The 22,539-nt window shown below is 40.8% G+C and carries 21 protein-coding genes; 15 read left to right on the top strand and 6 right to left on the bottom strand.

Going from position 1 to position 22,539, the window contains the following annotated elements:
- The first annotated feature begins 69 nt into the window (after window positions 1-69).
- Together NSS65_RS01575 and NSS65_RS01580 are read left to right on the top strand one after the other, a co-directional pair.
- Complete coding sequence (locus NSS65_RS01575; protein WP_025092774.1) at window positions 70-810, top strand: ATP-binding cassette domain-containing protein; 741 nt, start codon at window positions 70-72, stop codon at window positions 808-810.
- Complete coding sequence (locus tag NSS65_RS01580; RefSeq protein ID WP_326134912.1) at window positions 810-1,985, top strand: ABC transporter permease; 1,176 nt, start codon at window positions 810-812, stop codon at window positions 1,983-1,985. Before NSS65_RS01575 ends, NSS65_RS01580 begins: the two co-directional genes overlap by 1 nt.
- A gap of 56 nt (window positions 1,986-2,041) precedes the next feature.
- Here the strand turns inward: NSS65_RS01580 and NSS65_RS01585 are convergent, their stop codons facing one another.
- From NSS65_RS01585 to NSS65_RS01600, 4 genes are all read right to left on the bottom strand, one after another.
- Window positions 2,042-2,593 carry a hypothetical protein gene (locus NSS65_RS01585; RefSeq protein WP_326134913.1) on the bottom strand — a complete coding sequence of 184 codons (552 nt, stop codon included), beginning with the start codon at window positions 2,591-2,593 and terminating at the stop codon, window positions 2,042-2,044.
- 16 nt (window positions 2,594-2,609) lie between these two features.
- The gene (locus NSS65_RS01590) at window positions 2,610-3,476 is read right to left on the bottom strand and encodes an SAR2788 family putative toxin (RefSeq protein WP_326134914.1); all 867 of its coding nucleotides are present in this window, start codon (window positions 3,474-3,476) and stop codon (window positions 2,610-2,612) included.
- A 15-nt stretch (window positions 3,477-3,491) separates the two neighbouring features.
- Window positions 3,492-4,379: a S8 family serine peptidase gene (locus NSS65_RS01595; RefSeq protein WP_052470340.1), complete on the bottom strand. Its 888-nt coding sequence runs from the start codon at window positions 4,377-4,379 to the stop codon at window positions 3,492-3,494.
- Between the two features lie 845 nt (window positions 4,380-5,224).
- A complete protein-coding gene (locus NSS65_RS01600; protein ID WP_024424362.1) occupies window positions 5,225-6,286 on the bottom strand; it encodes a DUF4352 domain-containing protein in 1,062 nt (353 codons plus the stop codon).
- Window positions 6,287-6,813: 527 nt separating this feature from the next.
- Between NSS65_RS01600 and NSS65_RS01605 the strand changes: the two genes are divergently transcribed.
- Both NSS65_RS01605 and NSS65_RS01610 read left to right on the top strand, forming a co-directional pair.
- Window positions 6,814-7,242, top strand: coding sequence for a cell wall hydrolase (locus NSS65_RS01605; RefSeq protein WP_024424361.1), 429 nt, complete (start codon window positions 6,814-6,816; stop codon window positions 7,240-7,242).
- 119 nt (window positions 7,243-7,361) lie between these two features.
- A complete protein-coding gene (locus NSS65_RS01610; protein ID WP_034283207.1) occupies window positions 7,362-8,141 on the top strand; it encodes a glucose 1-dehydrogenase in 780 nt (259 codons plus the stop codon).
- A 20-nt stretch (window positions 8,142-8,161) separates the two neighbouring features.
- Here NSS65_RS01610 and NSS65_RS01615 read toward each other — a convergent pair whose 3' ends face one another.
- Together NSS65_RS01615 and NSS65_RS01620 are read right to left on the bottom strand one after the other, a co-directional pair.
- Window positions 8,162-9,202: an acyltransferase family protein gene (locus NSS65_RS01615; RefSeq protein ID WP_098677396.1), complete on the bottom strand. Its 1,041-nt coding sequence runs from the start codon at window positions 9,200-9,202 to the stop codon at window positions 8,162-8,164.
- A gap of 210 nt (window positions 9,203-9,412) precedes the next feature.
- A complete protein-coding gene (locus NSS65_RS01620) occupies window positions 9,413-10,405 on the bottom strand; it encodes an LLM class flavin-dependent oxidoreductase (RefSeq protein WP_034283209.1) in 993 nt (330 codons plus the stop codon).
- Between the two features lie 406 nt (window positions 10,406-10,811).
- Here NSS65_RS01620 and NSS65_RS01625 point away from each other — a divergent pair, with 406 nt between their 5' ends.
- The 11 genes from NSS65_RS01625 (at window position 10,812) to opuAA (ending at window position 22,539) form a co-directional block, all read left to right on the top strand.
- On the top strand, window positions 10,812-11,414 hold the full coding sequence (locus tag NSS65_RS01625; protein ID WP_061110417.1) for a TerD family protein: 603 nt from the start codon (window positions 10,812-10,814) through the stop codon (window positions 11,412-11,414).
- Window positions 11,415-11,434: 20 nt separating this feature from the next.
- The gene (locus NSS65_RS01630; protein ID WP_039176267.1) at window positions 11,435-12,016 is read left to right on the top strand and encodes a TerD family protein; all 582 of its coding nucleotides are present in this window, start codon (window positions 11,435-11,437) and stop codon (window positions 12,014-12,016) included.
- 39 nt (window positions 12,017-12,055) lie between these two features.
- Window positions 12,056-12,634, top strand: coding sequence for a TerD family protein (locus NSS65_RS01635; protein WP_007498343.1), 579 nt, complete (start codon window positions 12,056-12,058; stop codon window positions 12,632-12,634).
- A gap of 139 nt (window positions 12,635-12,773) precedes the next feature.
- Window positions 12,774-13,553, top strand: a complete 780-nt coding sequence (locus NSS65_RS01640; RefSeq protein ID WP_034283214.1) for a TerC family protein — start codon at window positions 12,774-12,776, stop codon at window positions 13,551-13,553.
- Window positions 13,554-13,652: 99 nt separating this feature from the next.
- Window positions 13,653-14,840 (top strand): HpcH/HpaI aldolase/citrate lyase family protein, encoded by a 1,188-nt coding sequence (locus NSS65_RS01645; RefSeq protein WP_111927571.1) that lies wholly within the window; start codon window positions 13,653-13,655, stop codon window positions 14,838-14,840.
- Window positions 14,830-16,161, top strand: coding sequence for a phosphoribosyltransferase family protein (locus tag NSS65_RS01650; protein ID WP_144496797.1), 1,332 nt, complete (start codon window positions 14,830-14,832; stop codon window positions 16,159-16,161). Before NSS65_RS01645 ends, NSS65_RS01650 begins: the two co-directional genes overlap by 11 nt.
- On the top strand, window positions 16,154-17,263 hold the full coding sequence (locus NSS65_RS01655) for a cysteine protease StiP family protein (protein ID WP_046313744.1): 1,110 nt from the start codon (window positions 16,154-16,156) through the stop codon (window positions 17,261-17,263). Before NSS65_RS01650 ends, NSS65_RS01655 begins: the two co-directional genes overlap by 8 nt.
- Window positions 17,260-18,075 carry an HAD family hydrolase gene (locus NSS65_RS01660; RefSeq protein ID WP_120208450.1) on the top strand — a complete coding sequence of 272 codons (816 nt, stop codon included), beginning with the start codon at window positions 17,260-17,262 and terminating at the stop codon, window positions 18,073-18,075. Before NSS65_RS01655 ends, NSS65_RS01660 begins: the two co-directional genes overlap by 4 nt.
- Before the next feature lie 70 nt (window positions 18,076-18,145).
- Window positions 18,146-19,762, top strand: a complete 1,617-nt coding sequence (locus tag NSS65_RS01665) for a YceG family protein (protein ID WP_041116552.1) — start codon at window positions 18,146-18,148, stop codon at window positions 19,760-19,762.
- Window positions 19,763-19,776: 14 nt separating this feature from the next.
- Window positions 19,777-20,871, top strand: coding sequence for a toxic anion resistance protein (locus NSS65_RS01670; protein WP_034283225.1), 1,095 nt, complete (start codon window positions 19,777-19,779; stop codon window positions 20,869-20,871).
- Window positions 20,872-21,270: 399 nt separating this feature from the next.
- A complete protein-coding gene (gene opuAA, locus NSS65_RS01675; RefSeq protein ID WP_034283228.1) occupies window positions 21,271-22,539 on the top strand; it encodes a glycine/proline betaine ABC transporter ATP-binding protein OpuAA in 1,269 nt (422 codons plus the stop codon).

Raw genomic sequence — 22,539 nt, forward strand, 5'->3', positions numbered from 1 at the left:
GACATTTTTATATCAGGCAAGCGTTATTTTTTCTATCATAGACTTAGAAAGTTGAAAGGGGCGAACCACATGATTACTCTCAGCGATTGCAGCTGCTGGTTTAAAGATAAGAAAAAAGTCGTAAAAGCGATGAAACACATGACGTTCTCCGTGAAGGAAGGGGAAGTCGTTGGCATTCTAGGAGAAAATGGTGCAGGAAAAACAACATTATTGCGCGCCGTAGCCACATTATTAGAGCCTACACATGGAACAGTCACTGTCGCAGGCTTTGATACAGTGAAAGAAGCAACAGAAGTGAAAAAGCGGATTGGTGTCTTGTTTGGCGGAGAGACGGGGCTTTACGATCGTTTGACGGCAAGAGAAAACCTTGAATACTTTGGCAAATTATATGGCTTAGATCAGCATGAAATCAAAGCAAGAATAGAGGATTTGGCAAAGCGTTTTGGGATGAGACAATACATGGATCGCAAAGTGAAAGGATTCTCAAGAGGAATGAAACAAAAGGTGGCGATTGCCAGAACGTTAATTCATGATCCTGACATTATTTTATTTGATGAGCCGACAACAGGCTTAGATATCACGTCGAGTAATATTTTCAGAGATTTTATCCATCAGCTCAAGCAGCAAAATAAAACGATCCTCTTTTCAAGCCACATCATGGAAGAAGTCAGCCAGCTTTGTGACAGTGTCATGATGATTCATCAAGGAGAGCTTGTTTACAAAGGGACACTTCCAGAATTATATGCACAGGAACAAAGTGAAGACTTGAACTATATCTTTATGTCGAAGCTCGCTAGGGGGATTTCATAATGTGGAAAACCGTCTTTTTGAAAGAAATGACAGATGCGCTAAGGGATCGAAAAACGTTGCTCTTAACCGTACTGATTCCTCTTTTGACCATGCTTGGGCTGGTGTTCTTTTATGAAAGCATGATTGCAGATCCAGGGGATAAAGCCTATACAGTCGCCATCAATGAACAGCTTCCTGCCGAAATGAACCAAATGATCAAAGAGGTCAAAAACCTAAACCTTGAAACATTTGATGATCCGCAGCAAGCCGTCAAGGATGGGGAGGCAAATGCTTACCTGGAAATGCCGAAAGAGGCAGGCGATATGCTCAAGCATCAAAAGCCATTCGCCATTAAAATTCATGGATATACGACAGATGATGATTCGGTGATCACCGTTCAAATGCTGCAATCATTGCTGGAGCAGTATCAAAACCAGGTGGTCGAGAAGCGCTTAGCAGCGGATCAAATCGATACGTCCGTTATTCATCCGTTTGAAGTGCAGTCCGTTGATGTAGAAGAAGGTGATGAAGGGGAAAACGGAGTGACCGCTATGCTGTTGTCGATTCTCCTTCCAATGATTTTGGTGACCTCCGTGATCTCAGGTGCTTTGCCGGCAGCGCTTGATATTGTAGCAGGTGAAAAAGACCGAAAATCAATTGAAGCCTTATTCCTGACGCCGGCCAGCAGACTCCAGATTCTCATCGGAAAATGGCTCGCTGTCTCTATGTTCGGTATTTTAAGTGGAATTGTGGCGATCGGGATGCTGCTTCTATCCACTTTGCTCTTTACAGAAAAGCTGAAGCAAGCTCTGAACTTTGGTGATCAAATGTGGAGCATTATCGGCGTCATGTTTGCGGCGCTTATCATCTTCTCCTTCATGGTATCCATGATTGAATTGCTGCTCAGTGTGATGTCGGGTTCAGTCAAAGAAGCGCAATCGTACATGTCCATGATCATTACGCTAGGTGTGCTCCCAATGTTCTTTACCATGAGAGCGGGTGCTACGCAGCTAGATACGTATTACTTTGCCATCCCATTCCTCAATATTCATGCGCTGTGTAAGCAATTGATGTTTGGTATCATCGATCCAATGTCCATCGCCCTGACACTCGGCTCCTCAGCCTTGGCAGTCTTCATCCTGTTTGTCATCGTCAGAAGCTTGTTTATGAAAGAGAAATGGATGCTTGCGAAATAAAGAAACGCCCTCTTTGATAGAGGGCGTTTTCAAGTGAATGCCGATCATCGTATTTTTCAGTTTAAGAAACCGAATTGATCCAAGTTCTCTAAATAAAATTGAAAATACTCGTCATGAATACCATCAGGATATTCTTCTAACCCATTTTCGATAAGTGCACCTTCAATTAAAGCATTTATATACCTATTAAGCTTTTCGCAACTATCTCTTACGGTAAATTCTGAAACATATAATCCATCTTTACTTTCTAAAATGATATCAATTCTTCTACCTTCTTGTTCATCAAGCAATAAGTGATTATACTCCCATTCTTTTACTCTTTTAGGGTTTAACGGATGAAGACGATTATGAAGTACTTGTTCACGATGATCCTTTTTTTCCTCATTCGAAAACAATTTAATCAATATACTCGGATCATCAATGACAAAACATTTAAATATCTTAGTATATTCAAAGTGATCATCATCTACTAAATCTAAAATCTTTGTTTTTGAAAATTCTCTAGCTTTAAATTTAGACGTTATCATTTCAACGACTTGTTCTTTAGTAAAAATCAATTGATCTTTTTTATATAAATATTGTTTATATAGCTTTTCGTAATTATACATTATTCACCTCTATTAACTATTTAACAGGACCTCCGTAGAATGAATGAGCCTTTGGAGTTCTCTTATAGGGATGCCAGTGATAATAATAACCTTTCTTCGGCTTACCTTTGTATCTATCTACTTCTTTAAATGGTTTACCTTTTGTATTAGCTCCAGCTGCAACAACTTCTGCTTGACTAGAAGAAATAGACCAAATATCCTTTTTTGACTTCATTCTAGCGATTGCTTGCGATTTACTTAGTCCTTTTCCAACATATACTCCGCCTCGGATAACAGCTTCATAATGATTATATTTTTTTTTGCTTTTAGACCTGTGCTTGTTGGCTTCTGTAGCAATTACATAACCAGCTCCTGCAACAACAATCACTGCACCAGTATGAAATAAAGCAGTCATAACTGCAGGTGTTATTGCTATTCCCACCGGTATTAAAAAGGCGAATGAAGCTGTACCTTCCTCTGAATTATAGGTGAAAATTTCCTCTGTTTCAACATCTTCAAAAGTCGCTTCAAACTCATCGTTTTTAAATTGGTTAATTTTTATTTCATATTCCTTTGATATTTCTTCACCAACTTCATTGAATTCTCTTGTAGTTAAATTAAAACTATCTGCACCAGGTTCTACATTGAGAGTAGCTTCAACCTTATTTCCTTCCGCGTCATTCATTGAAGTATCTAAAACCAATTCATCATTTGATATTTCAAAATTATCAACAGAAATATTTTCTTCAGATAAACTATCTTCTAACATCTCTGAAACAACTTCTTCATCAACAATCATATTATTATCAATTTCTTCTGCCTTGGTATGATTGTTTGGAAATAGACTAGCAACTAAGAAAAACACCAGTAATATTATAATTTTACTTTTAACTTTTAACCACATATAACAATTCCTCCGTTATTTTTTAAAATTGAAATCCTGAATAATCTTACTTTTATTATCCAGCATTTCCGTAGATGAACTCTCCAGATAGGTATAAACCTGTGAAAAGCTCTTTTCATCTTTATTAATTTTCTCTTTATAAAGATAATCGGCAATTACGCCCGTTATGTAAGCTGTCGAATAAGAAGATCCTGTATAAACAGAATTTCCTCCTTTATTATTTAACGATAAAACATTAACACCGGGGGCAAAAAAATCAACTTTTCCTATAGCAGAGAATTGTGGTACTTTATTCTTTGAATCAATTGCCCCGACAGAAATAACATTATCGTAGCGAGCTGGAAATTGACTATTTAAACCATAAGTATTACCACTAGCAGCAACAATAATAATTCCTTTTTTTACGGCATCGTCCACTAACTCCCTTAATTCGGGGAAATCCTTTTGAAAACCTAAACTTAAATTAATAATATCTACATTTTGAGATATAGCCCACTTAAAACCATCTATAAAACCCTGTCTTTCAATCTTTCCATCATTTTTGATCACTTTAACAGAATATAGTTCGACATTTTGTGTAACGCCAGTAACTTCACTGTTAGTGTTGTTTGCTGTAATTATTCCTGCGATTGATGTACCATGACTTAATTTATTTTCAGACTCAATGGATGAATCTATCGGATTAAATTCTTTTACAATCTTACCTTTTAAATCTTTATGATTCTTATTTATTCCACTATCTAAAACCGCGACTTTAATTTTTTCATTTAATTCTCTCGTACTAATAGTTTCATTTTTTAAATTATCTTTTAGCAAAAAACTAAACACTCCAAAGAATAAAATCACCATTATAAAAACAAATAAAATCAACCATTTCTTTAACTTTAGAATTTTATCAATCATATCTTCTCACTCTTTCAATAATCATTTCCTCCTAGCCTTTTTTAATAATCGATCGTACCCCCAATAAGTCTTGGTATGTTTCTGAATTTTCATGAAAGATATCACTAATGTATCTCTAAATAAGATTTTTTCGACAACATCAGATAACTCTTTTTGTAAATCGAGTATTTGATAACATAACTTTTTTCTCTTTTGTCAACTAACTTCTAGTAGTCTAATAATATTTTGAGATTTGAATTGTTGGATAAACAATATTATTGAGTTCACATTAGTATCTATACATTCGAAGGTTTCAGAAGCTAAGACATTTTATTAGACAAGATCATTTTCCATGGTAAATTTTCTCTTTGATGTGGTTACTAATTCTAGCATAATAATAATGATAAAAAGTTTAAAATTACCTTAAAAATGAGTATAAAGAACCTTTTTTTGAATACATTATAAAAATGAAATTATTTATATCTCGAAGAGTTTTATTAAGGAATAACTTAAATAGAAAAAGAGTGGGTGAATGAAAATGATGGTTTACTTTTATAATGAGTGGCTAGATTTATAATATAGTTCAATAGAAATAAAGAGTGAGGAGAACCTTTTTTTATTTTGAGTTTACATGTCATATTTAACACAAATAAGCAGAAAAAAATCTTAAGTACAAAAAAGAATAATCAGGATTGAATATCTCATAGTGATCAAGCTAAAGAAATGGAACACTGATTATAGAAAGAAATGTTGTCAAGGGTAAGATAACTTGACTATATTCTGGTTTTTGATGATAGAGGGGGTTCACGATCACCAAACCAGGTGATAAATCATAACAAAAAACCCCCGGAATCGGGGGTTTTTCTTTAGTTCTTGATGAATTTCTCAACTAATGAGCTTGTTTTGTAGTCGTTCAAATCAAGTTTCCATTGGTCGATATCATTTTTCTTCATGTTGACTTCTACTGTTTCTTCAGAAGACGATGGTCCTAATTTTTTAAACTCATCTGGGTAAATTGATAGTAAGTATTTTTGCGCTTCATCATAAGAAGCTGAACGGTTTTTGCTGTAGAACTCAGTCGCTTTCTCTTTCAAACGATCGACAAGCGGACTTGCATCGATTGGTGTCAGAGTCACAGTCACGACAGCTTTATCACCACTGATGGATTTTGTTTTTGTTGAAACTTTTGATTTTTCAGCTAATGTTTCTTTCACAGCTTTCAGTAGCTTATCAAGGTTTTCGTCCTTCGCTGAGCTAGAAGAAATACCTGAAGAAGTGATGTAACCTTGTTTGAATGATTTATCAAATTCGTTCACAACAGTTGATTTGTTATCACCTGTTAGTTTTTCGAAATCATCGTTTTTCTTACCAAAAATCATCACATCAATATAAGAAGAAAGAGCTTTTGCAGATGCTTGTAGTGTATCTGCTTTTTTCATTAAGTCTTTTCCTTTAATATCGAATTCTAGTGTTTTGTCATCTTTTTTCGATCCGCTTCCTGGCTCTGTGTAAACAAGCTGATAATCTTTGTCTTTGTCAACAACAAAGAAAAGACCGCCTTTAGTCACTTTGTCTGCATTTAAAGAGCTTGAAGATAATACTTCGTTATAGTCATCTGGAGAGATTGTAGATACCTGTGCGTCATCTTGGTAAAGCGTGAAGTTGCTTTTATCAACATTGAGAGGCTCTTTGCTGATATTTTTTACAGATACATTCACTTTTAGTACATACTGATCATCCTGTACAGATGTATCGTATTGAGGTGGTAATGTGTATTCAGCACTTTCTACCTTTACCTCTGCTGCATCAAGAGATTTTTTGGTATCGTTTTCTTTCGCAGCTGTTTTGTCTTTTCCACCACTACAAGCAGCAGCGACAACAGTTACACACAAGATCAGAAGAAACAGGGATAATTTCTTTTTAAACATGGCGTGTTTTCCTCCTCGGGTTTATGGTGAATTTCATTGAAAAGCTGTAGTTCATATCATTCTTTTTGCACAAAAAGAAAAATACTGTATGTTTTTTACTGTAGAATGAAGCGAAAGTACTGTCAATACCTCAGTGCGTTTCCGAGGTTGATTGGCTTCAAGTAGTAAAAATGACACTAAGTTGAGAGGAGAAACTTGTAATTTATTATTTGATATCTCCTGTAGAAACTCAACATTTTATATTTTAAGGTTTTGAGTCGGATTATTGAATAGGTTCAAATGACTGTTTTTGAAGATGATGTCGCAATTAGAAGGATTTTTATGACTTGTAAATGAGTATATAGTAATGAATATTTCTTCCTGTTATGTATATGGTCACTTGGTTTGAGTGTTGTTGGCAGCGAGACACATGTCCAGCAAATTTAGACAGGCTGCCGACACTGAACATGCTTTTTCATGTAAAAATGGCAGTCATCTACACAGAAACACTACATAAAATAAAAGAGAAACGAACTGGAGGTGGATATATGGCAGTGGTAAGAGCGACAAGCTCTGATATTGATTTAATGGCCAGACTGCTGAGAGCAGAGGCAGAAGGTGAAGGGAGGCGAGGGATGCTGCTCGTAGGAAACGTGGGCATCAATCGTTTGCGTGCCAACTGCTCTGACTTTAAAGGGCTGCGTACGATTCCACAAATGATTTATCAGGAGCATGCATTCGAAGCGGTCACGCATGGTTACTTTTATCAACGAGCACGAGAAACGGAAAAAACACTTGCGCGGAGAAATATTAACGGAGAACGTTTTTGGCCGGCAAAATTCAGCCTTTGGTATTTTAAACCGCCTGGCGATTGTCCGGCGACTTGGTACAATCAGCCGTTTGTGGCAAGGTATAAGTCGCATTGCTTTTATCAGCCAACCGCCGAAACGTGTGAAAATGTCTATAACACCTTTTAGCTTGATGAAACGCACAATCCTCTTAGAGTACGAATACAGAGGGTTGTGTTTTTGTTTTTTCCAAAATGGGTAACCATTGTGTATCAACAAGATGAAGCACGTGAATGGAGGAAATAAAGATGTATCAAGATTTAAAAGGGAAAACAGCCATTGTCACAGGCTCTTCAAAAGGAATTGGACAAGCGATCGCATTGCGGTTTGGACAAGAGGAAATGAATGTGGTTGTGAACTATAAAGGCGATGAAGATGGAGCTGAAGAGACCGTACAAGCCATTCAGAAGCACGGAGGTGGGGCGGTGAAAGTACACGCAGATGTCTCCAAAGAGGAAGGCATCCAAGCCATCATGGATACAGCACTGGAGCATTTCGGTACAGTAGATGTATTCGTCAATAATTCAGGCTTCAACGGCGAAGAAGCGCTGCCGCATGAGATGACGCTGGAGCAATGGCAAAACGTCATCGATGTGAATATCACAGGTGCATTTTTAGGCGCAAAGGCTGCGCTCGCCTATATGATGGAGCATGACATCAAAGGGTCCATTTTAAACATTTCCAGTGTCCATCAGGAAATTCCGCGCCCGTTCAATGTTCATTATTCCACTTCAAAGGGCGGAATGAATATGATGACGAAGACGCTGGCTCTTGATTATGCCGAAGCAGGTATTCGAATCAACGCGATTGCGCCGGGTACCATGGCAACCGAATCGAATGATGATTTACAGGATGAATTGAAAAAACAAAAGCAGCTTGAGAAAATTCCGATGAGAACCTTTGGTGAACCGAAGGAGATTGGGTCCGCTGCTGCATTCCTCGTTTCTAAGGAAGCGGCATATATCACAGGCACCACCTTATTTGTGGATGGCGGAATGACACTTTATCCTTCTCAAATCAATGATTAATCCAAAAAACATCCGCCTGTTCATCCGGCGGATGTTTTTTGTCCGTAGCGTTGTGCGGCTTTGGCTGTTTTGCCGAGCAGCATCGGATACTTGCTCAGGAAGGAGATACATGGCACCATGAGCAGCAATGTGCCGATCGTATAAAAAAGTGTCCAAGAGAGCTGTGCTGTATCAGCAATATTGATACCAAGTCCATAAAAAACAAATGCTTTCATGATATCGATGCCGGCAAACTGCAAGACAAGAATGACAATAGAATTTCGCCCTAGATACGTCAAAATAGGGGAAGTTTTCAATTTAAAGCTTAAATAAATCACGGCAGCTGAACCGAGTAGAGCACATGCATAGAAAATAAAGAGATCACCGTAGTCGTTGACGCGCATATCGATCCGTGAATTAAAGCTCTGCATGTAAGCCGTTAGCACAAGCAGACCTGTACATAAAAGAAGGGTTGGATCTGTTTTTAATTCCACAAACCATTGCTTTGCTAAAAATCCAATCGAATAAAACACAACAGCTGTCAAGGCGACATTGGCGTTCCAAGGAAGACTTTGATCTAAAAGCAAGGTAGAGGCATATCCAGCACCTCCGCAAAGAACAGTCAGCAAGATCACGGCAGCGGGTTTTCCTTTAGAAAGACGATGCATAAAGAAAAATAAAATTTCCACTAAAAAGAGCGTTGTTAAAAACCAAATCGCTGGGTTATGTGTGAGTCTTGCTTCATCTGCATTGGATATGAAAATACCTGTAAACGGAACGAAAGGGTCAATATCCGTTTGTCCCTTGAATGCGAAGAAGCGGGTAACAGAGAACCAAAATACATACGTAATGATGGAGAAATAGAGATAGGGCAAGAGTAAGCTTTTGGCTTTTTTCTGAATAAATGACAGAGCAGGGGATGAGGATGATCGAAACATCATGCCTGATAGTAAAAAGAAAAGCGGCATATGAAAAGAGTAAATGAATTGCTTGAGCGAATCTGGAATGGGCACATGCGCCATGACCACGAGCAGAATGCCAATTCCTTTAGCTGCATCTACCCAATCGAGTCTCTTTTTCATGTCTGTCATCTCCTTCTTTCTCAGCGGCGTAAACCGGTCATTGAATATGTACCTCTACTATATAAAAGGTACACCTCTTATGCGTTTACAGTTCGCTAACGATTAGAAGACACATTTGCGATCAGATGACAGACGGAAGGATTTTGACATCTTGATGTTACATTTCCCATTTTTTATGACAATGTAAAAAAGAAGCCTGGAAAGCTGGCTTCAAAATAATTCTGCTATTCTCTTGAAGGAACGTTGTTTTTCAATCGGATCAAAGGAATTGTTCAGAATCATGATGTCATCCGTTTGATAGCGGTCCATCAAGATCTGTAATTGCTCTTTCACCGTTTCCTTTGAGCCGACAATCATCCGCTGGCGGTTTTGCAGCACTTTTTCCTTTTCCTGTGTGGTGTAGTGATAGGCATTTGCTTCTTCTATAGAAGGAACGCGGCTGTCCAGTCCTTTTTCAACACGCAGCAGCCATAAATCTGTACTGCTGGCGATCCTGTCTGCTTCTTCATCGGTTTCACCGCAGATGACAAAGATGGCAAACATAGATTGTGGCTGGCTGGAAAAGACGGATGGAGAAAAGTGTGATCGATACGTCTCAAATGCTTGTGTGCCGCGTGCAGGATGGATAAAGTGGCCAAAAATATAGTTGATTCCAAGCTCCGCCGCCTGCATGGCACTATTTTCTCCCAGCCCAAGCAGCCAAACCGGCGGATGAGCATCAACAAGCGGAGCAGCTTTCACGCCTGCATGCGGATGGCCAGAAGGCAGGCTGTCTGATAAGTAAAAAAGAAGGTCCTTCAGCTGGCGGTCAAACTGAGACAGGTCTTTATGCACGCCGTCCGTCAAAGCGAGTCTCGTCCTTTCAATCCCGCCCGGAGATTTGCCGACTCCGATCTCAATCCGTCCAGGATAAAGGGCTTCAAGCTGCCGCGTGACCTCTGCTACTTTAAAAGGACTGTACTGAGGAAGTAAAATGCCGCCAGATCCGGTACGCAAGGTTGATGTATGAGCCGCAATATGAGCCATTAATATTTCAGGCGCTGTACTAGCGAGCCCTCTTGTGCTGTGGTGTTCAGCAAACCAATAGCGTTCATATCCAAGCGTTTCAGCCAGCTGAGCCAGCTGCGTTGTGTGAATCAATGTCTCCTGCGCTGTCTGACCTTTAGGAATGGCGACTTGATCTAATATATGAAGTGATGGCATCATCAACATCCTTTCATCAACATGCTGAATATAAGTATAAAGAAATCCATAGGTGGAAGGAAACGAAAGGGTTTATCCTTTGCTTTTATCTTTTCTATATCAACATATGAAACCACATCAATACACTCGTTATCAGCAAGAGCTGTTCATCGGGAACTTTCGACAATGTTTCACATGAAACACTTCATTAACGATATGAACCATTTCCAATGTGCATCTTTCGTTAAAAAAATATAAAGTGTTTGAAACCTATATTGAACATAGATCGTATATACTAGTAAATAGAAAAAAGAGTAAGAGGCTCCAATGTCATTTCATGAATTTTGTCGAATTTTCATGTATGATGATTTTAATAGGGTCCATCGCTTAATAAATAGATTTTTATTATGCTGGAGGAGTGATTGATTTGGCGATTACATTAGAAAAAGGTCAACGTATTGATTTAACAAAAGGGAAAACAGGGCTAACAAATATTCTTGTTGGACTTGGCTGGGACCCTGTATCAAAAGGCGGCGGATTTTTAGGGAAGCTGTTTGGCGGCGGAGGCGGCGCTGATGTTGACTGTGATGCTTCAGTGCTCATGCTGAAAAATGATAAGTTTACGGAAAATAAAGATTTGATTTATTTTGGCAACCTAAAAAGCAAATGCGGCAGTGTGGAGCATACAGGTGACAACCTGACTGGTGAAGGAGACGGAGATGATGAACAAGTCCTCGTCAACTTGAGCAAGGTGCCGGGTAATGTGAATAAATTGGTGTTTGTCGTCAACATTTATGATGCCCTTAGAAGAAACCAACACTTTGGTATGATTCAAAATGCTTACATTCGCATCGTTGATCGTTCAAACAATCAAGAATTATTGAAATATAATTTAAAAGATGACTATGCAGGAAAAACTTCGTTAATCGTCGGAGAACTTTATCGCCACGAGAATGAGTGGAAGTTTGCGGCGCTTGGAAATGGTACAAATGATGCGAAGCTTGCCGATATTACGAGAAACTATATTTAAACAGAAGGGAGAGGTTCCTAGTGGGAATTTCTTTAGCGAAAGGCCAAAAAATTGATTTAACAAAAACGAATCCGGGTTTAACAAAAGTAGTCGTCGGTCTTGGCTGGGACGTCAATAAGTATGACGGCGGACATGACTTTGATCTAGACGCAAGTGTATTCCTTTTAGATGCGGCAGGTAAAGCAAGCTCTCCATCTGACTTTGTCTTTTACAACCAAACAACTGGCGGAGGCGGAAGTGTCGTACATACAGGCGATAACCGCACTGGCGAAGGGGACGGAGATGACGAGCAGGTCAATGTTGACCTTGCAGCTGTACCAGCAAGTATTGAGAAGATTTCATTTGTCATTACGATTCATGATGCAGAAGCACGCAGTCAAAATTTCGGACAAGTGTCTAACGCATATGTACGTATTTTAAATGCAGCATCGAATGAAGAACTCATTCGCTACGATTTGGCAGAGGATTTCTCAATTGAGACAGCCATTATTGTAGGTGAATTATACCGTCATGGCGGGGAATGGAAATTCTCAGCTGTCGGATCAGGCTATCAAGGCGGTCTTGCCCGCATTGCAACGGACTTTGGCTTAGATATCGGATAACGATAACTTCCTATTTTCAAAGACAGGAGAGATACGAATATGGCGATTCAGCTTTCAAAAGGACAACGTGTCGATTTAACCAAAACCAACCCAGGGCTGACGAAAGTGATGATCGGTCTTGGCTGGGATACGAATAAATATTCTGGCGGAGCCGAATTTGATTTGGACGCTTCGGCTTTCTTGGTGGATGCAAATAATCGTTGTCAGCAAGATACAGATTTTGTGTTCTATAATAACCTTCAGCATCCGAGCGGCAGTGTCACTCATACAGGTGATAACCGTACAGGTGAGGGAGATGGAGACGACGAGCAAATTCTCGTTGATTTCTCGAAAATTCCTGCTAACATTGATCGTATCGGAATTACAGTTACGATCCATGATGCAGAGGCGCGCAGCCAAAATTTTGGACAAGTCTCTAATGCATTTGTTCGTGTTGTAAATGAAGAGGGCGGGGAAGAATTGATTCGCTTCGATTTAGGGGAAGACTTCTCAATTGAAACAGCTGTTGTGGTATGTGAATTGTACCGACACGGAAGTGATTGGAAGTTTAACGCGATCGGAAGCGGATTCTCTGGCGGACTTGCAGCTCTTTGTCAAAATTATGGGTTAGAAGTGTAAATAAGAGAAACAAATCAATTCAAGAGGTGCTGTCAAAAGCTCATATGAGGGCCTTTCCTAAGTGAGAAAGAAACAGCGATCAAGAATAGCAGCAGGCGAAAGCCTGCTGATGCTTCTACACTTATAGGAGGAAAACCAGTTGGACATTTTGAAACATATGTTGGATACATATGCCTCGTTTTTTGATTGGCATATGTGGGCAGAGGTATTAACAGACCCTGTCTCTTGGGGGCTTATTGGGACGCTTGTCGTGCTTGAAGGATTGTTATCTGCAGATAACGCACTTGTATTAGCTGTAATGGTGAAACATTTACCAGAAAAGCAGCGTAAAAAGGCATTAACCTACGGATTAATTGGCGCTTATTTCTTCCGTTTTCTATTCATTGGCGTAGGGATGCTGCTTATTAAGTTCTGGTGGATTAAGGTCCTCGGAGCTGCTTACTTAGCATGGCTTGTTATTAAGCACTTCTGGTTAGGTGACGGCGATGATGAAGCGAAGGAACTGAAAAAAGAAGGCTGGATGGTTCGTGTCTTTGGTGTGTTCTGGGCAACCGTTATTTCTGTTGAAATTATGGACCTTGCCTTCTCGGTTGATAGTATTCTTGCAGCATTCGCTGTATCTGAGGAAGTATGGATTCTACTATTAGGCGGAATGCTTGGAATTCTCATGATGCGTACAGTCGCGCAGTTATTCCTTGTTCTCATTGACCGTATTCCAGAGCTCGAGAATACAGCGTTTATTCTCATCGGGATCATTGCGATCAAAATGGGCTTGAGTGCTGCTCACATTGAAATCCCGCATCTTGTATTCTTTGCGATTATTATCCTAGCATTTATCGGAACGTTTATTGTTCATAAAATCAATAAGAAGAAACATCAAGAAGTGACAAACGAAGCTGCGGCTTCAAAAGAAGAATAGGACGATCAAAAAGGAATGGAGTTGATTAGCGGCTCCATCCTTTTTTGAATCATCAAGTCATTTGTTCGATTTTCTCTCAACAACAGGAGGTGGCACAGCATGCGGTATTTTCAGTTTTTATCAGAGGCGAGGCAGCGTGATATTTTTTTCAAACGGCCGGGGGCGATGCATTTGATGACGCCAAGGCACTTACTTGCGCATGCATTAGGTGCTACTTTGTATATGCCTGCGACAAGACAGGATATAGCAGACATGCTGCTGTCGCAGAAATATGAAGCGCTTTGCTCTGTTGTATTTTGTTTAGAGGATGCCATCGGTGATCAAGAAGTGGAAATGGCTGAACAGAATCTAGTGGTACAACTCGCCAAACTGTCGGACAAATTAACGCATACACCTGAAATGGCTGAACAAATGCCGCTTTTATTTATCCGGGTTCGTTCGCCGAAGCAGCTCCTCAAAATGGCAGCTTTGCTTGGTTCATCTCTTCGTTTATTGACGGGTTTTGTATTTCCAAAGTGTTCTATTCATAATGCGAAGGATTATTTGGACAGCTTGAAACAGGCGTCCGCACAAACGAAGACAACGCTGTACGGTATGCCCATTTTGGAAACACCCGATTTATTAGAAAAAGAAACAAGATATACGGTGCTGTCTGAGTTAAAGCAGATCATGCTGAATGATGAAGAATATATTTTGAATATTCGTATTGGGGCAACGGATCTTTGCGGCCTATATGGCATTCGCCGTGATCGCGACACCACCATTTATGAAATCAGATTGATTGCTGATTTGATCACAGATATTATCAATTATTTTGGCCGTTCCTTTGTTGTATCAGGTGCTGTATGGGAGCATTTTGGCCCTGCACGAAAGGAGCAAAAACCTTTCATCCGTGCGCTCTCTAAGGGCGGTGAGCTGCCCTTATCTGAATTCGATGACGTACAAGGTTTACTCAAAGAGACAAGACTCGATGTAGCCAACGGCATACATGGAAAGACAGTGATCCATCCAACACATCTCAAGCCAGTTCAAAGCATGTACGTTGTGACAAAGGAAGAGTACTTGGATGCATTAAGCATTCTGGAACATGCTGACGGTACAGTTGGCGTGATGAAGAGTGCCTTTTCTAATAAGATGAATGAAACGAAGCCCCATTACAGGTGGGCAGAGCACATATTAATTAAGTCAGACATTTACGGGGTGTTTCATGAAAATAGAAGCTATATCGACATACTCACAGAATCAGAAGCGGCATACGCTGAACATCTTGGAACATATGGAGGTTGAGCTTGACCTCAAAGAAGGTGCGCTTCAGCTGGAAAAAGAGCATCTTTTTGAGATGGCGGCAAGGGTGAACAAAAAAAGAGCCTTTTTATTCGTTAGTAAGGTGCTTGGAAAGCATATTCCTGTTCATCCAGTAAAACCGCTTCTTGTCTCGGGTCTTTTAGCGATGGCATATGCCAAAGCGCAAACGGGAAAGACGCCCCCGCACCAAGATCTTATCGTCGAGGCACTCAAGACGGATGATCACACGGTGTTAACGGCAGCCTATGAAACACTCAAAGAAGAAAAGCTTTCAGCTGGCAATGTGCCTGTCGTCATCGGCTTTGCGGAAACGGCAACAGCCCTTGGACATGGTGTGTATGATGTGATAGAAGGCGCATCATACATTCATACGACACGTGAACAGCTGCTGGGTCTTGATCCGTCATTGGTATTTGAAGAAGAACATTCGCATGCAACAGATCAGCTTTGTTATGCAGACGAAGCATTACTTCGCACAGACCGCCCCATCGTGTTAGTAGATGATGAAGTCACGACAGGCCGTACCAATATCAACATCATTCGTGACCTTCATGCAAAGTATCCAAGGCATTCTTATACCATTCTTTCCATTTTGGACTGGCGGACGGAGGAGCATGAGAAAGCCATGTGCCAGCTTGAAGAGGAGCTTGGAATTCACATCACATCATTGTCTTTATTAAAAGGGCAGATGATTTTTCGAGGCAAAACGCTCGATGAGCCAGCTTATTCGTATGAGATTGCAGAGCAAGAGAAGCAGCCAAGTATCTCTTTTCACTCTCTTCAATCTTTCTTTAAGCAAGTGCCGTATTCATTTTCTCATGCAGCGAATTCGGCGGGTCATTCGCCATATATACATGAAACGGGCCGTTTTGGTTTAAAGGCAGCAGATACGGAAGCGCTCGACCAAGCAGCTGCTGAAGCGGGATTGAGGCTGCGGCAGGAACGCAAAGGAAAACAAACACTCTGCTTAGGGACAGGTGAGCTGATGTATGTGCCGATGAGACTGTCTGCACACATGGGGCAAGGTGTTCTCTTTCATTCAACAACGAGAAGTCCTATTCACCCAGTCGAAAAGGATGGATACGCTGTCCAAAATGGGTTTACCTTTATGAATCCAGAGGATGCCCGAATTCAGCACTACGTGTACAACATTCCAAAAGGTGAATATGATGATGTATTTCTCTTTTTTGAGAAAAAGGTTTCTCAGGAGGCATTGCTTCCGCTTGTTCACTTATTTGCTGAGCGGCATGTGAAGCATGTGCATATTGTGACTTTATCAGACGAGGTGAAGGTGAATGGCTAATGTGTATACAAAGATGGGGAGCTATCCAGAGCAGGATGTAACCTTCTTACTCAAAGATTTATCCTCTATTGAGATGGAGAAAAGTACAGAAGAGCGGGAGCGTTCAATTCAGAGCGGTGCACATTATTCAGAAATGCTGCCAATTGAGTACAAACCAACGGCATCTTATATGACTTTATTCTATCAATCTCTTGAAGAAAGTAAGGAAAAGGTAGCAGAAGCAGTAGCTGTTGTAGCAGAACAGATTGTGAAGAAGCGAGGCTTCCAAACCGTGCTTTGCAGTTTGGCGCGTGCGGGGACACCGATCGGGGTGCTGATCAAACGATATATTCGAAAGACGTATGGTGTCGATCTGCCTCATTACAGCATCTCTATTATTCGCGACCGCGGAATAGACGAGAATGCACTGCATTATATGCTGAAAGAACATCCAGGTTTTGAAATTGCTTTTATCGATGGATGGACTGGAAAAGGTGCGATTTCGAAAGAGCTCCAAAAAGCTGTTTTTGATTTTGAAAAAAAGTATGGTGTACGTCTCTCGAGTGAGCTGGCTGTGCTGGCAGACCCCGGCTATTGTACACATGTATACGGAACGAGAGAGGACTTTCTCATTCCAAGTGCCTGCCTGAATTCGACGGTGTCTGGACTTGTCAGTCGTACGGTACTAAACAACCGCTGGATCAATGCCGATGATTTCCATGGGGCAAAGTATTATAAAGAGCTGCTCGATGAGGATGTGTCCAATCTGTATGTGGATACGATTGAAGAAGCATTTTCCAGCCTTGAACCAAATGTACAAGAGAAAGCAGAAACCATCCTTACGCAGGGGACGCCGGCAGATTGGCGGGGAATGGCATCCATTGAAGCAATCGGTCAGGAGTTTCAAATTGAAAATACCCATTTGATTAAGCCGGGTGTTGGTGAGACGACCCGCGTGCTGCTTAGAAGAATCCCGTGGAAAATCTTAATTCAGCCTGGATCTCAGGAGAAGCTGAAGCATATTTTGCTTTTGGCTGAGGACAGAGGTGTTCCTGTCATTGAATATGCCAATATGTCCTACACGTGCTGTGGATTAATTCGTCCGCTGGAGCAAACGTCATGAAGACATATGCATTTGCCAGTGATTTAGACCGGACGCTGATTTACTCACATCGAGTGCTTGAGCAGTATGCGTATGAAGGAGAGTACGATTTAGTTGAGGTGCTGGACGAAAGGCCGCTTTCCTATATGTCTGTTGAAACGAAAAAATCTTTGCATACGATTCATCAATCAGGCTGGTTCATTCCAGTGACGACAAGAACAACTGCACAGTATGAACGAATCACCTTCTTTGAGCAAGAGCTTAAACCTGAGTATGCTGTCACAACAAACGGGGGCTGTATTCTTCATCATGGCAAGCCGCTTGAGGATTGGCAGGCCATTGTTGATGAGAGACTTAGGGAGTGTATGCCAGTCAGAGAGATGCTGAGGGCGATCTCCGAGCTTCCAGTTGCGGCATGGGTGAAGCGTACCCGTACAGCAGAGGGAAGATTCCTTTATTTGATTATGAAAGAGGAGTATCTATCTCACATTCCGCTTGCTGAATTGAAGCTGTGGGGTGAGGAGAGAGGATGGCAGGTTTCTCTTCAGGGACGGAAGCTTTATTTTATTCCCCAGCCGCTTAATAAGTGGGATGCTGTTGCTTTTCTAAAGGACAGGCTGCAGCTAGAATACGTCTATGGTGCGGGTGATTCCCTGTTAGATGCGGGGCTCATTCGTCAGTCAGATATGGGCTTTGCCCCAAGACATGGAGAAGTTCTAGGCTTTGATCCAGAACTTGAGCCGACAGCAGCATCTGGCATGGCCGCAGCAGATGAAATCACCGCTTGTGTCATCGAGCAGATGATGAACGCAAAAAAGCCTTCGATTCGATAGCAGAAGTAGAAGGCTGAATGATATGATAGTAGTAGCTTTCGAGAAAATATAGGAGAAAGGAAGGAGCGGCGTGAGTTATAAAGAAATCAATGTCACCCATACACGGGCGGAGCAGGAAGCCTGGAAAAACGTGCTGAAAAAGCCGCTCCCTGAAAGAGACGGTTATGTAAAGGACGAGCATACGCTGTCCTTGCCGCGTCTCGCCGCCCGGGTCCTTGGAACTCCGCATGATGCAACCGATTATTTTATTTATTTACATGAATTATACGAAACAGACGGCATGCATATTTTAAGTGAAACACTCAATCGCCATATTGAGCCGGAGCATTTTCAAGCACTGCAGCGTATTCATTTGATTAACCAAGAAGAAAAGGGATTGTCCGTAAATCGCTTTGTGGCTTTTTTAGATGGTGAACAGCTGATTGTACGCCATCCAAACCCTGTGATGAACCGGCATATCCGTCTTTCATTGATCAAGGTGTTTGAGCATTTCAAGCAGCTGCACGAGGGTGGATTTCAGCATCCTGATTTCCGCCGGGTCCTGCTGGATGTCGTGAAGTTTTCAAATAATCATCTAGGTCCATGGCTGAAGGAAGTCAATATCGAAGAAAAAATGCCGGCTGTTATTTGGTATGGAGAGGCGAATAAAAGTCAGCTTTATTTTCTTTACTATGTCATGCTGATTGGCTGTGATGTTGTCCTATTTCATCCAGAAGGCAAGGATTCGTTCCGCGAATTAGATCCAGAAGAAAAGCTGACTTTTATTGATCAGTACCCGGGAACTTCAAAGCTTGAGCCGTTCCCTGCTGAAAAGCCTGAGAGGAAATCAACGGTGGCGTACCGCTCGACAAGAGAGCTTGAAGAGGTGCTTCACACGGAAGATTCAATGCTCTATAAGCCGTGGCAATTCAGAGATCATACTCCTCATTCCATTACACTCAAGACAACGTATGATGAGCTGTTTTTAATTGCAAAGGAACGATCCTTTATCCGCCCGAATTTCAAAGCAGACCGAGACACGATACAGATTCCAAACCTCTTTGCGAAAATGATGGGTGTCACACGAGACAAGCGTGAATACTGGGATCGCATTCACACGTTAATGGAAGGGAAAGAGACGAAGACCATTCGCCATTTTCCTTTTACGAAAGAAGTGACATCGAATTATCAATTTCATTATCAGCATGCACTTTCTTCTGCTGGAGAGATTGATCCTGACTTATTAATGAAAAGCAATGTGTGGCAGTTTTCTCATCTATATGAGGGTACGCAGCGTGCGATTGCAGAGGCGATATCTCGAATCTGTCAGCATCCGAAGCTATTAAAAGAAGGCAATGAAACCGAATTAGATGTCCGTATTTATTTATTCAAGCAGGTTCTGCATTTAAGCCAGGATCTCATTGAACTGATTCAAACCTTTGATTACGCACAAACCGTACCGAAAGTGATTTTATACCATACAGAATATAATGGTGAGCTGACTCGCTCTGATGCGGCCGCCCTGATTTTCCTAAATGAAATGGGTGTGGATCTCTTCGTATATCATCCGGCGGGATATCAGTGTATCGAACGGTATATCGATGACCAATTATTTGATACCCATTGGCTTGATGAGATGGTCATGAACCAGGAGTTTAAAGAGCCGTCCATCGTTAGAAAGTTATTTCAATCCATTAAAAACCGATAAGGAGATCAAAGCTTATGACAAATACAAACGGAAATGACATCATTTCAATTGATAAAGAGGAAATCACGATTGAGAAAGCAGACGATATTCGCGTTCAGCTTCGAAATGAACCAGAAGTGCAAAATATTGCGAGACAGATCGATGCGAAAAATCAGCTTGAACTTCTTGAATACGGAAAACAGCCGGCCGTTGAAATCTCTAAGTTCTCTGATCGTATCCTTTCAATGATGCGTTCAACAAGTGTCACTGACTCAGGAACAATGCTGACGCAGCTTGGCAAGATTATGGATCGCTTTGATAAAAATGATTTTGACGAACCGAAGGGTGGTTTGTTGTCAAAAATCTTTAAGCGCGGCGGCAGCATGATTGAAAAGATTTTTAGTAAATATCAAACCCTCGGTGCAGAGATTGAAAAAATTAATGTAGAAATTAGTAAATATAAAGATGAAATGACCAAATCGACTGTGACGCTTGAAGAAATGTATGAGCATAACATTCAATACTATATGGAGCTTGAAAAGTATGTCGTAGCCGGTCAAATGAAAATCGAAGAATTAAAGCAATTGGTTCCTTCATATGAAGAAAAAGCAGCTAGTGGAAACCAGCTGGCGCAGATGGAGCTTGATACGCTTCGTAATGGCATTCAAGCGCTTGAAGAGCGTGTGTATGACCTTGATATGGCAAGAATGGTGGCGCTTCAAACAGCACCGCAAATCCGTTTGCTTCAGCGCGGGAATACGAAATTAATCGGGAAGATCAACTCTGCCTTCATCATCACGATTCCAATTTTCAAAAATGGGATCATTCAAGCTGTTACAGCGAAGAGACAAAAGCTTGTGGCTGATTCTATGAGTGAGCTGGATAGAAGAACAAATGAAATGCTGAAACGAAATGCTGAAAACATTTCAAGTCAAAGTGTGGAGATTGCCAAATTATCTGGCCGTCCAAGCATCGACATTGAAACGATCGAATCTTCCTTTAATACAATTGTACAAGGGATGAAAGAGACGAAACAGATCGAAGAAGAGAACAAGCGATTACGCGAAGATGGAACAAAACGTATGCTTGAGCTTCAAGATAATATTAAGCGGGCTGCCCTGGAGTCCTAAAAAAACAAGCTGTCTGTAACTAAAGTTGCAGGCAGTTTTTTTATGAATTTAAATAAAATTTGAGAAAAAAGGTTTTTATGTGACCATTTTCGGGTAAATCCTGTTCAGGGGAATGGTTCGCCCATGATTCAAAAAAACGCTATAACGAGGATTCGACTTATTTTTTAGTACAATTAGGAATTTCCAGTAAAATATTGTCTGATGAGAGGAAATACCCCGTAAAATATGTAGTTTATGAAGCATTCTATAGGATTTACGAGTAATACGGCGTATAAACTCTAATGACCAGACCTCTATATGGAATTCATACATATTGTGGGGAAATAAGCGAATTCTAAAGATTGTTCGCATCATAACGCTTATGTTACGGTTATAAAGATGCTAATTTGGAGGGAAAATATGAATTCTGAAGAGAGAAATATCAAAATCAAGATAAATAATGTATCTAAAATTTTCGGTAAAAATGCTAAAAAAGCATCTCAAATGCTTGAAAAAGGGAAAACAAAAAGAGAAATCCTAAAAGAGACCGGCGCAACTGTTGGTGTCAATCGAGCAAATTTTGATGTTTATGACGGCGAGATATTTGTCATCATGGGGCTATCAGGGAGCGGAAAGTCCACACTTGTGCGGATGCTAAACAGGTTAATCGAACCAACCTCCGGTGAAATATATATTGATGGGGATATGATAACAAATATGTCAAAGGATCAATTGCGTGAAGTCAGACGGAAAAAGATCAGCATGGTTTTCCAAAACTTCGCATTGTTCCCGCACCGTACAATTCTTGAGAACACAGAGTATGGTCTTGAATTGCAAGGTGTAGATAAAGAAGAGCGCAGATCAAAAGCGCTTGAATCTTTAAAGCTTGTTGGACTTGAAGGCTTTGAAGAGCAATACCCAAATCAATTAAGTGGTGGTATGCAGCAGCGTGTTGGATTGGCACGTGCTTTAGCAAATGACCCTGACATTTTATTAATGGATGAAGCATTCAGCGCACTAGATCCATTAATTCGGAAAGATATGCAGGATGAATTGCTTGAGCTTCATACATCTGTAGGAAAAACGATCATTTTCATTACCCATGATTTAGATGAGGCGCTTCGTATTGGTGACCGCATTGTACTCATGAAGGACGGAAATATCGTTCAAATCGGAACACCAGAAGAAATTCTGATGAACCCATCGAATGAATATGTTGAACGCTTCGTTGAAGATGTTGACCTTTCTAAAGTATTAACCGCTGGTCATATTATGAAACGTGCAGAAACAGTTCAGATCGATAAAGGGGCACGTGTTGCGCTTACGCTCATGAAAAACCTTGGGATTTCGTCTATCTATGCAGTAGATAAGAAAAAGCATTTATTAGGTGTTATTTCTGCACAAGCAGCGAAAAAAGCAGCAGAAACGGGAGCGTCGCTTGAAACTGTTCTTGATAAAGAATTTACCACAGTATTGGAATCAACGTATTTAACAGAAATCTTTGATGCAGTGTCTGATGCGGCAAACATTCCAATTGCAGTTGTAGATGAGAAAAACAGAATGAAGGGCATTGTGGTCAGAGGTGCATTGATTGGTGCATTATCAGGAAATGATGAATATATCAACATGTCTTCTAACAAGCTAGAGGAAATTAAGACACAAGAGCCTTCTGCACAGGAGGTAGAATAA

The sequence above is a fragment of the Bacillus sp. FSL K6-1006 genome (genome assembly GCF_038593175.1).
GTDB lineage: Bacteria > Bacillota > Bacilli > Bacillales > Bacillaceae > Bacillus > Bacillus safensis.

Coding starts and splice junctions, on each gene's coding strand:
- NSS65_RS01655 (WP_046313744.1), top strand. CDS start 16,154: ATGGCTAATGTGTATACAAAGATGGGGAGCTATCCAGAGCAGGATGTA.
- NSS65_RS01605 (WP_024424361.1), top strand. CDS start 6,814: ATGGCAGTGGTAAGAGCGACAAGCTCTGATATTGATTTAATGGCCAGA.
- NSS65_RS01590 (WP_326134914.1), bottom strand. CDS start 3,476: ATGTGGTTAAAAGTTAAAAGTAAAATTATAATATTACTGGTGTTTTTC.
- NSS65_RS01660 (WP_120208450.1), top strand. CDS start 17,260: ATGAAGACATATGCATTTGCCAGTGATTTAGACCGGACGCTGATTTAC.
- NSS65_RS01620 (WP_034283209.1), bottom strand. CDS start 10,405: ATGCCATCACTTCATATATTAGATCAAGTCGCCATTCCTAAAGGTCAG.
- opuAA (WP_034283228.1), top strand. CDS start 21,271: ATGAATTCTGAAGAGAGAAATATCAAAATCAAGATAAATAATGTATCT.
- NSS65_RS01600 (WP_024424362.1), bottom strand. CDS start 6,286: ATGTTTAAAAAGAAATTATCCCTGTTTCTTCTGATCTTGTGTGTAACT.
- NSS65_RS01615 (WP_098677396.1), bottom strand. CDS start 9,202: ATGAAAAAGAGACTCGATTGGGTAGATGCAGCTAAAGGAATTGGCATT.
- NSS65_RS01610 (WP_034283207.1), top strand. CDS start 7,362: ATGTATCAAGATTTAAAAGGGAAAACAGCCATTGTCACAGGCTCTTCA.
- NSS65_RS01670 (WP_034283225.1), top strand. CDS start 19,777: ATGACAAATACAAACGGAAATGACATCATTTCAATTGATAAAGAGGAA.
- NSS65_RS01595 (WP_052470340.1), bottom strand. CDS start 4,379: ATGATTGATAAAATTCTAAAGTTAAAGAAATGGTTGATTTTATTTGTT.
- NSS65_RS01635 (WP_007498343.1), top strand. CDS start 12,056: ATGGCGATTCAGCTTTCAAAAGGACAACGTGTCGATTTAACCAAAACC.
- NSS65_RS01650 (WP_144496797.1), top strand. CDS start 14,830: ATGGAGGTTGAGCTTGACCTCAAAGAAGGTGCGCTTCAGCTGGAAAAA.
- NSS65_RS01585 (WP_326134913.1), bottom strand. CDS start 2,593: ATGTATAATTACGAAAAGCTATATAAACAATATTTATATAAAAAAGAT.
- NSS65_RS01575 (WP_025092774.1), top strand. CDS start 70: ATGATTACTCTCAGCGATTGCAGCTGCTGGTTTAAAGATAAGAAAAAA.
- NSS65_RS01645 (WP_111927571.1), top strand. CDS start 13,653: ATGCGGTATTTTCAGTTTTTATCAGAGGCGAGGCAGCGTGATATTTTT.
- NSS65_RS01580 (WP_326134912.1), top strand. CDS start 810: ATGTGGAAAACCGTCTTTTTGAAAGAAATGACAGATGCGCTAAGGGAT.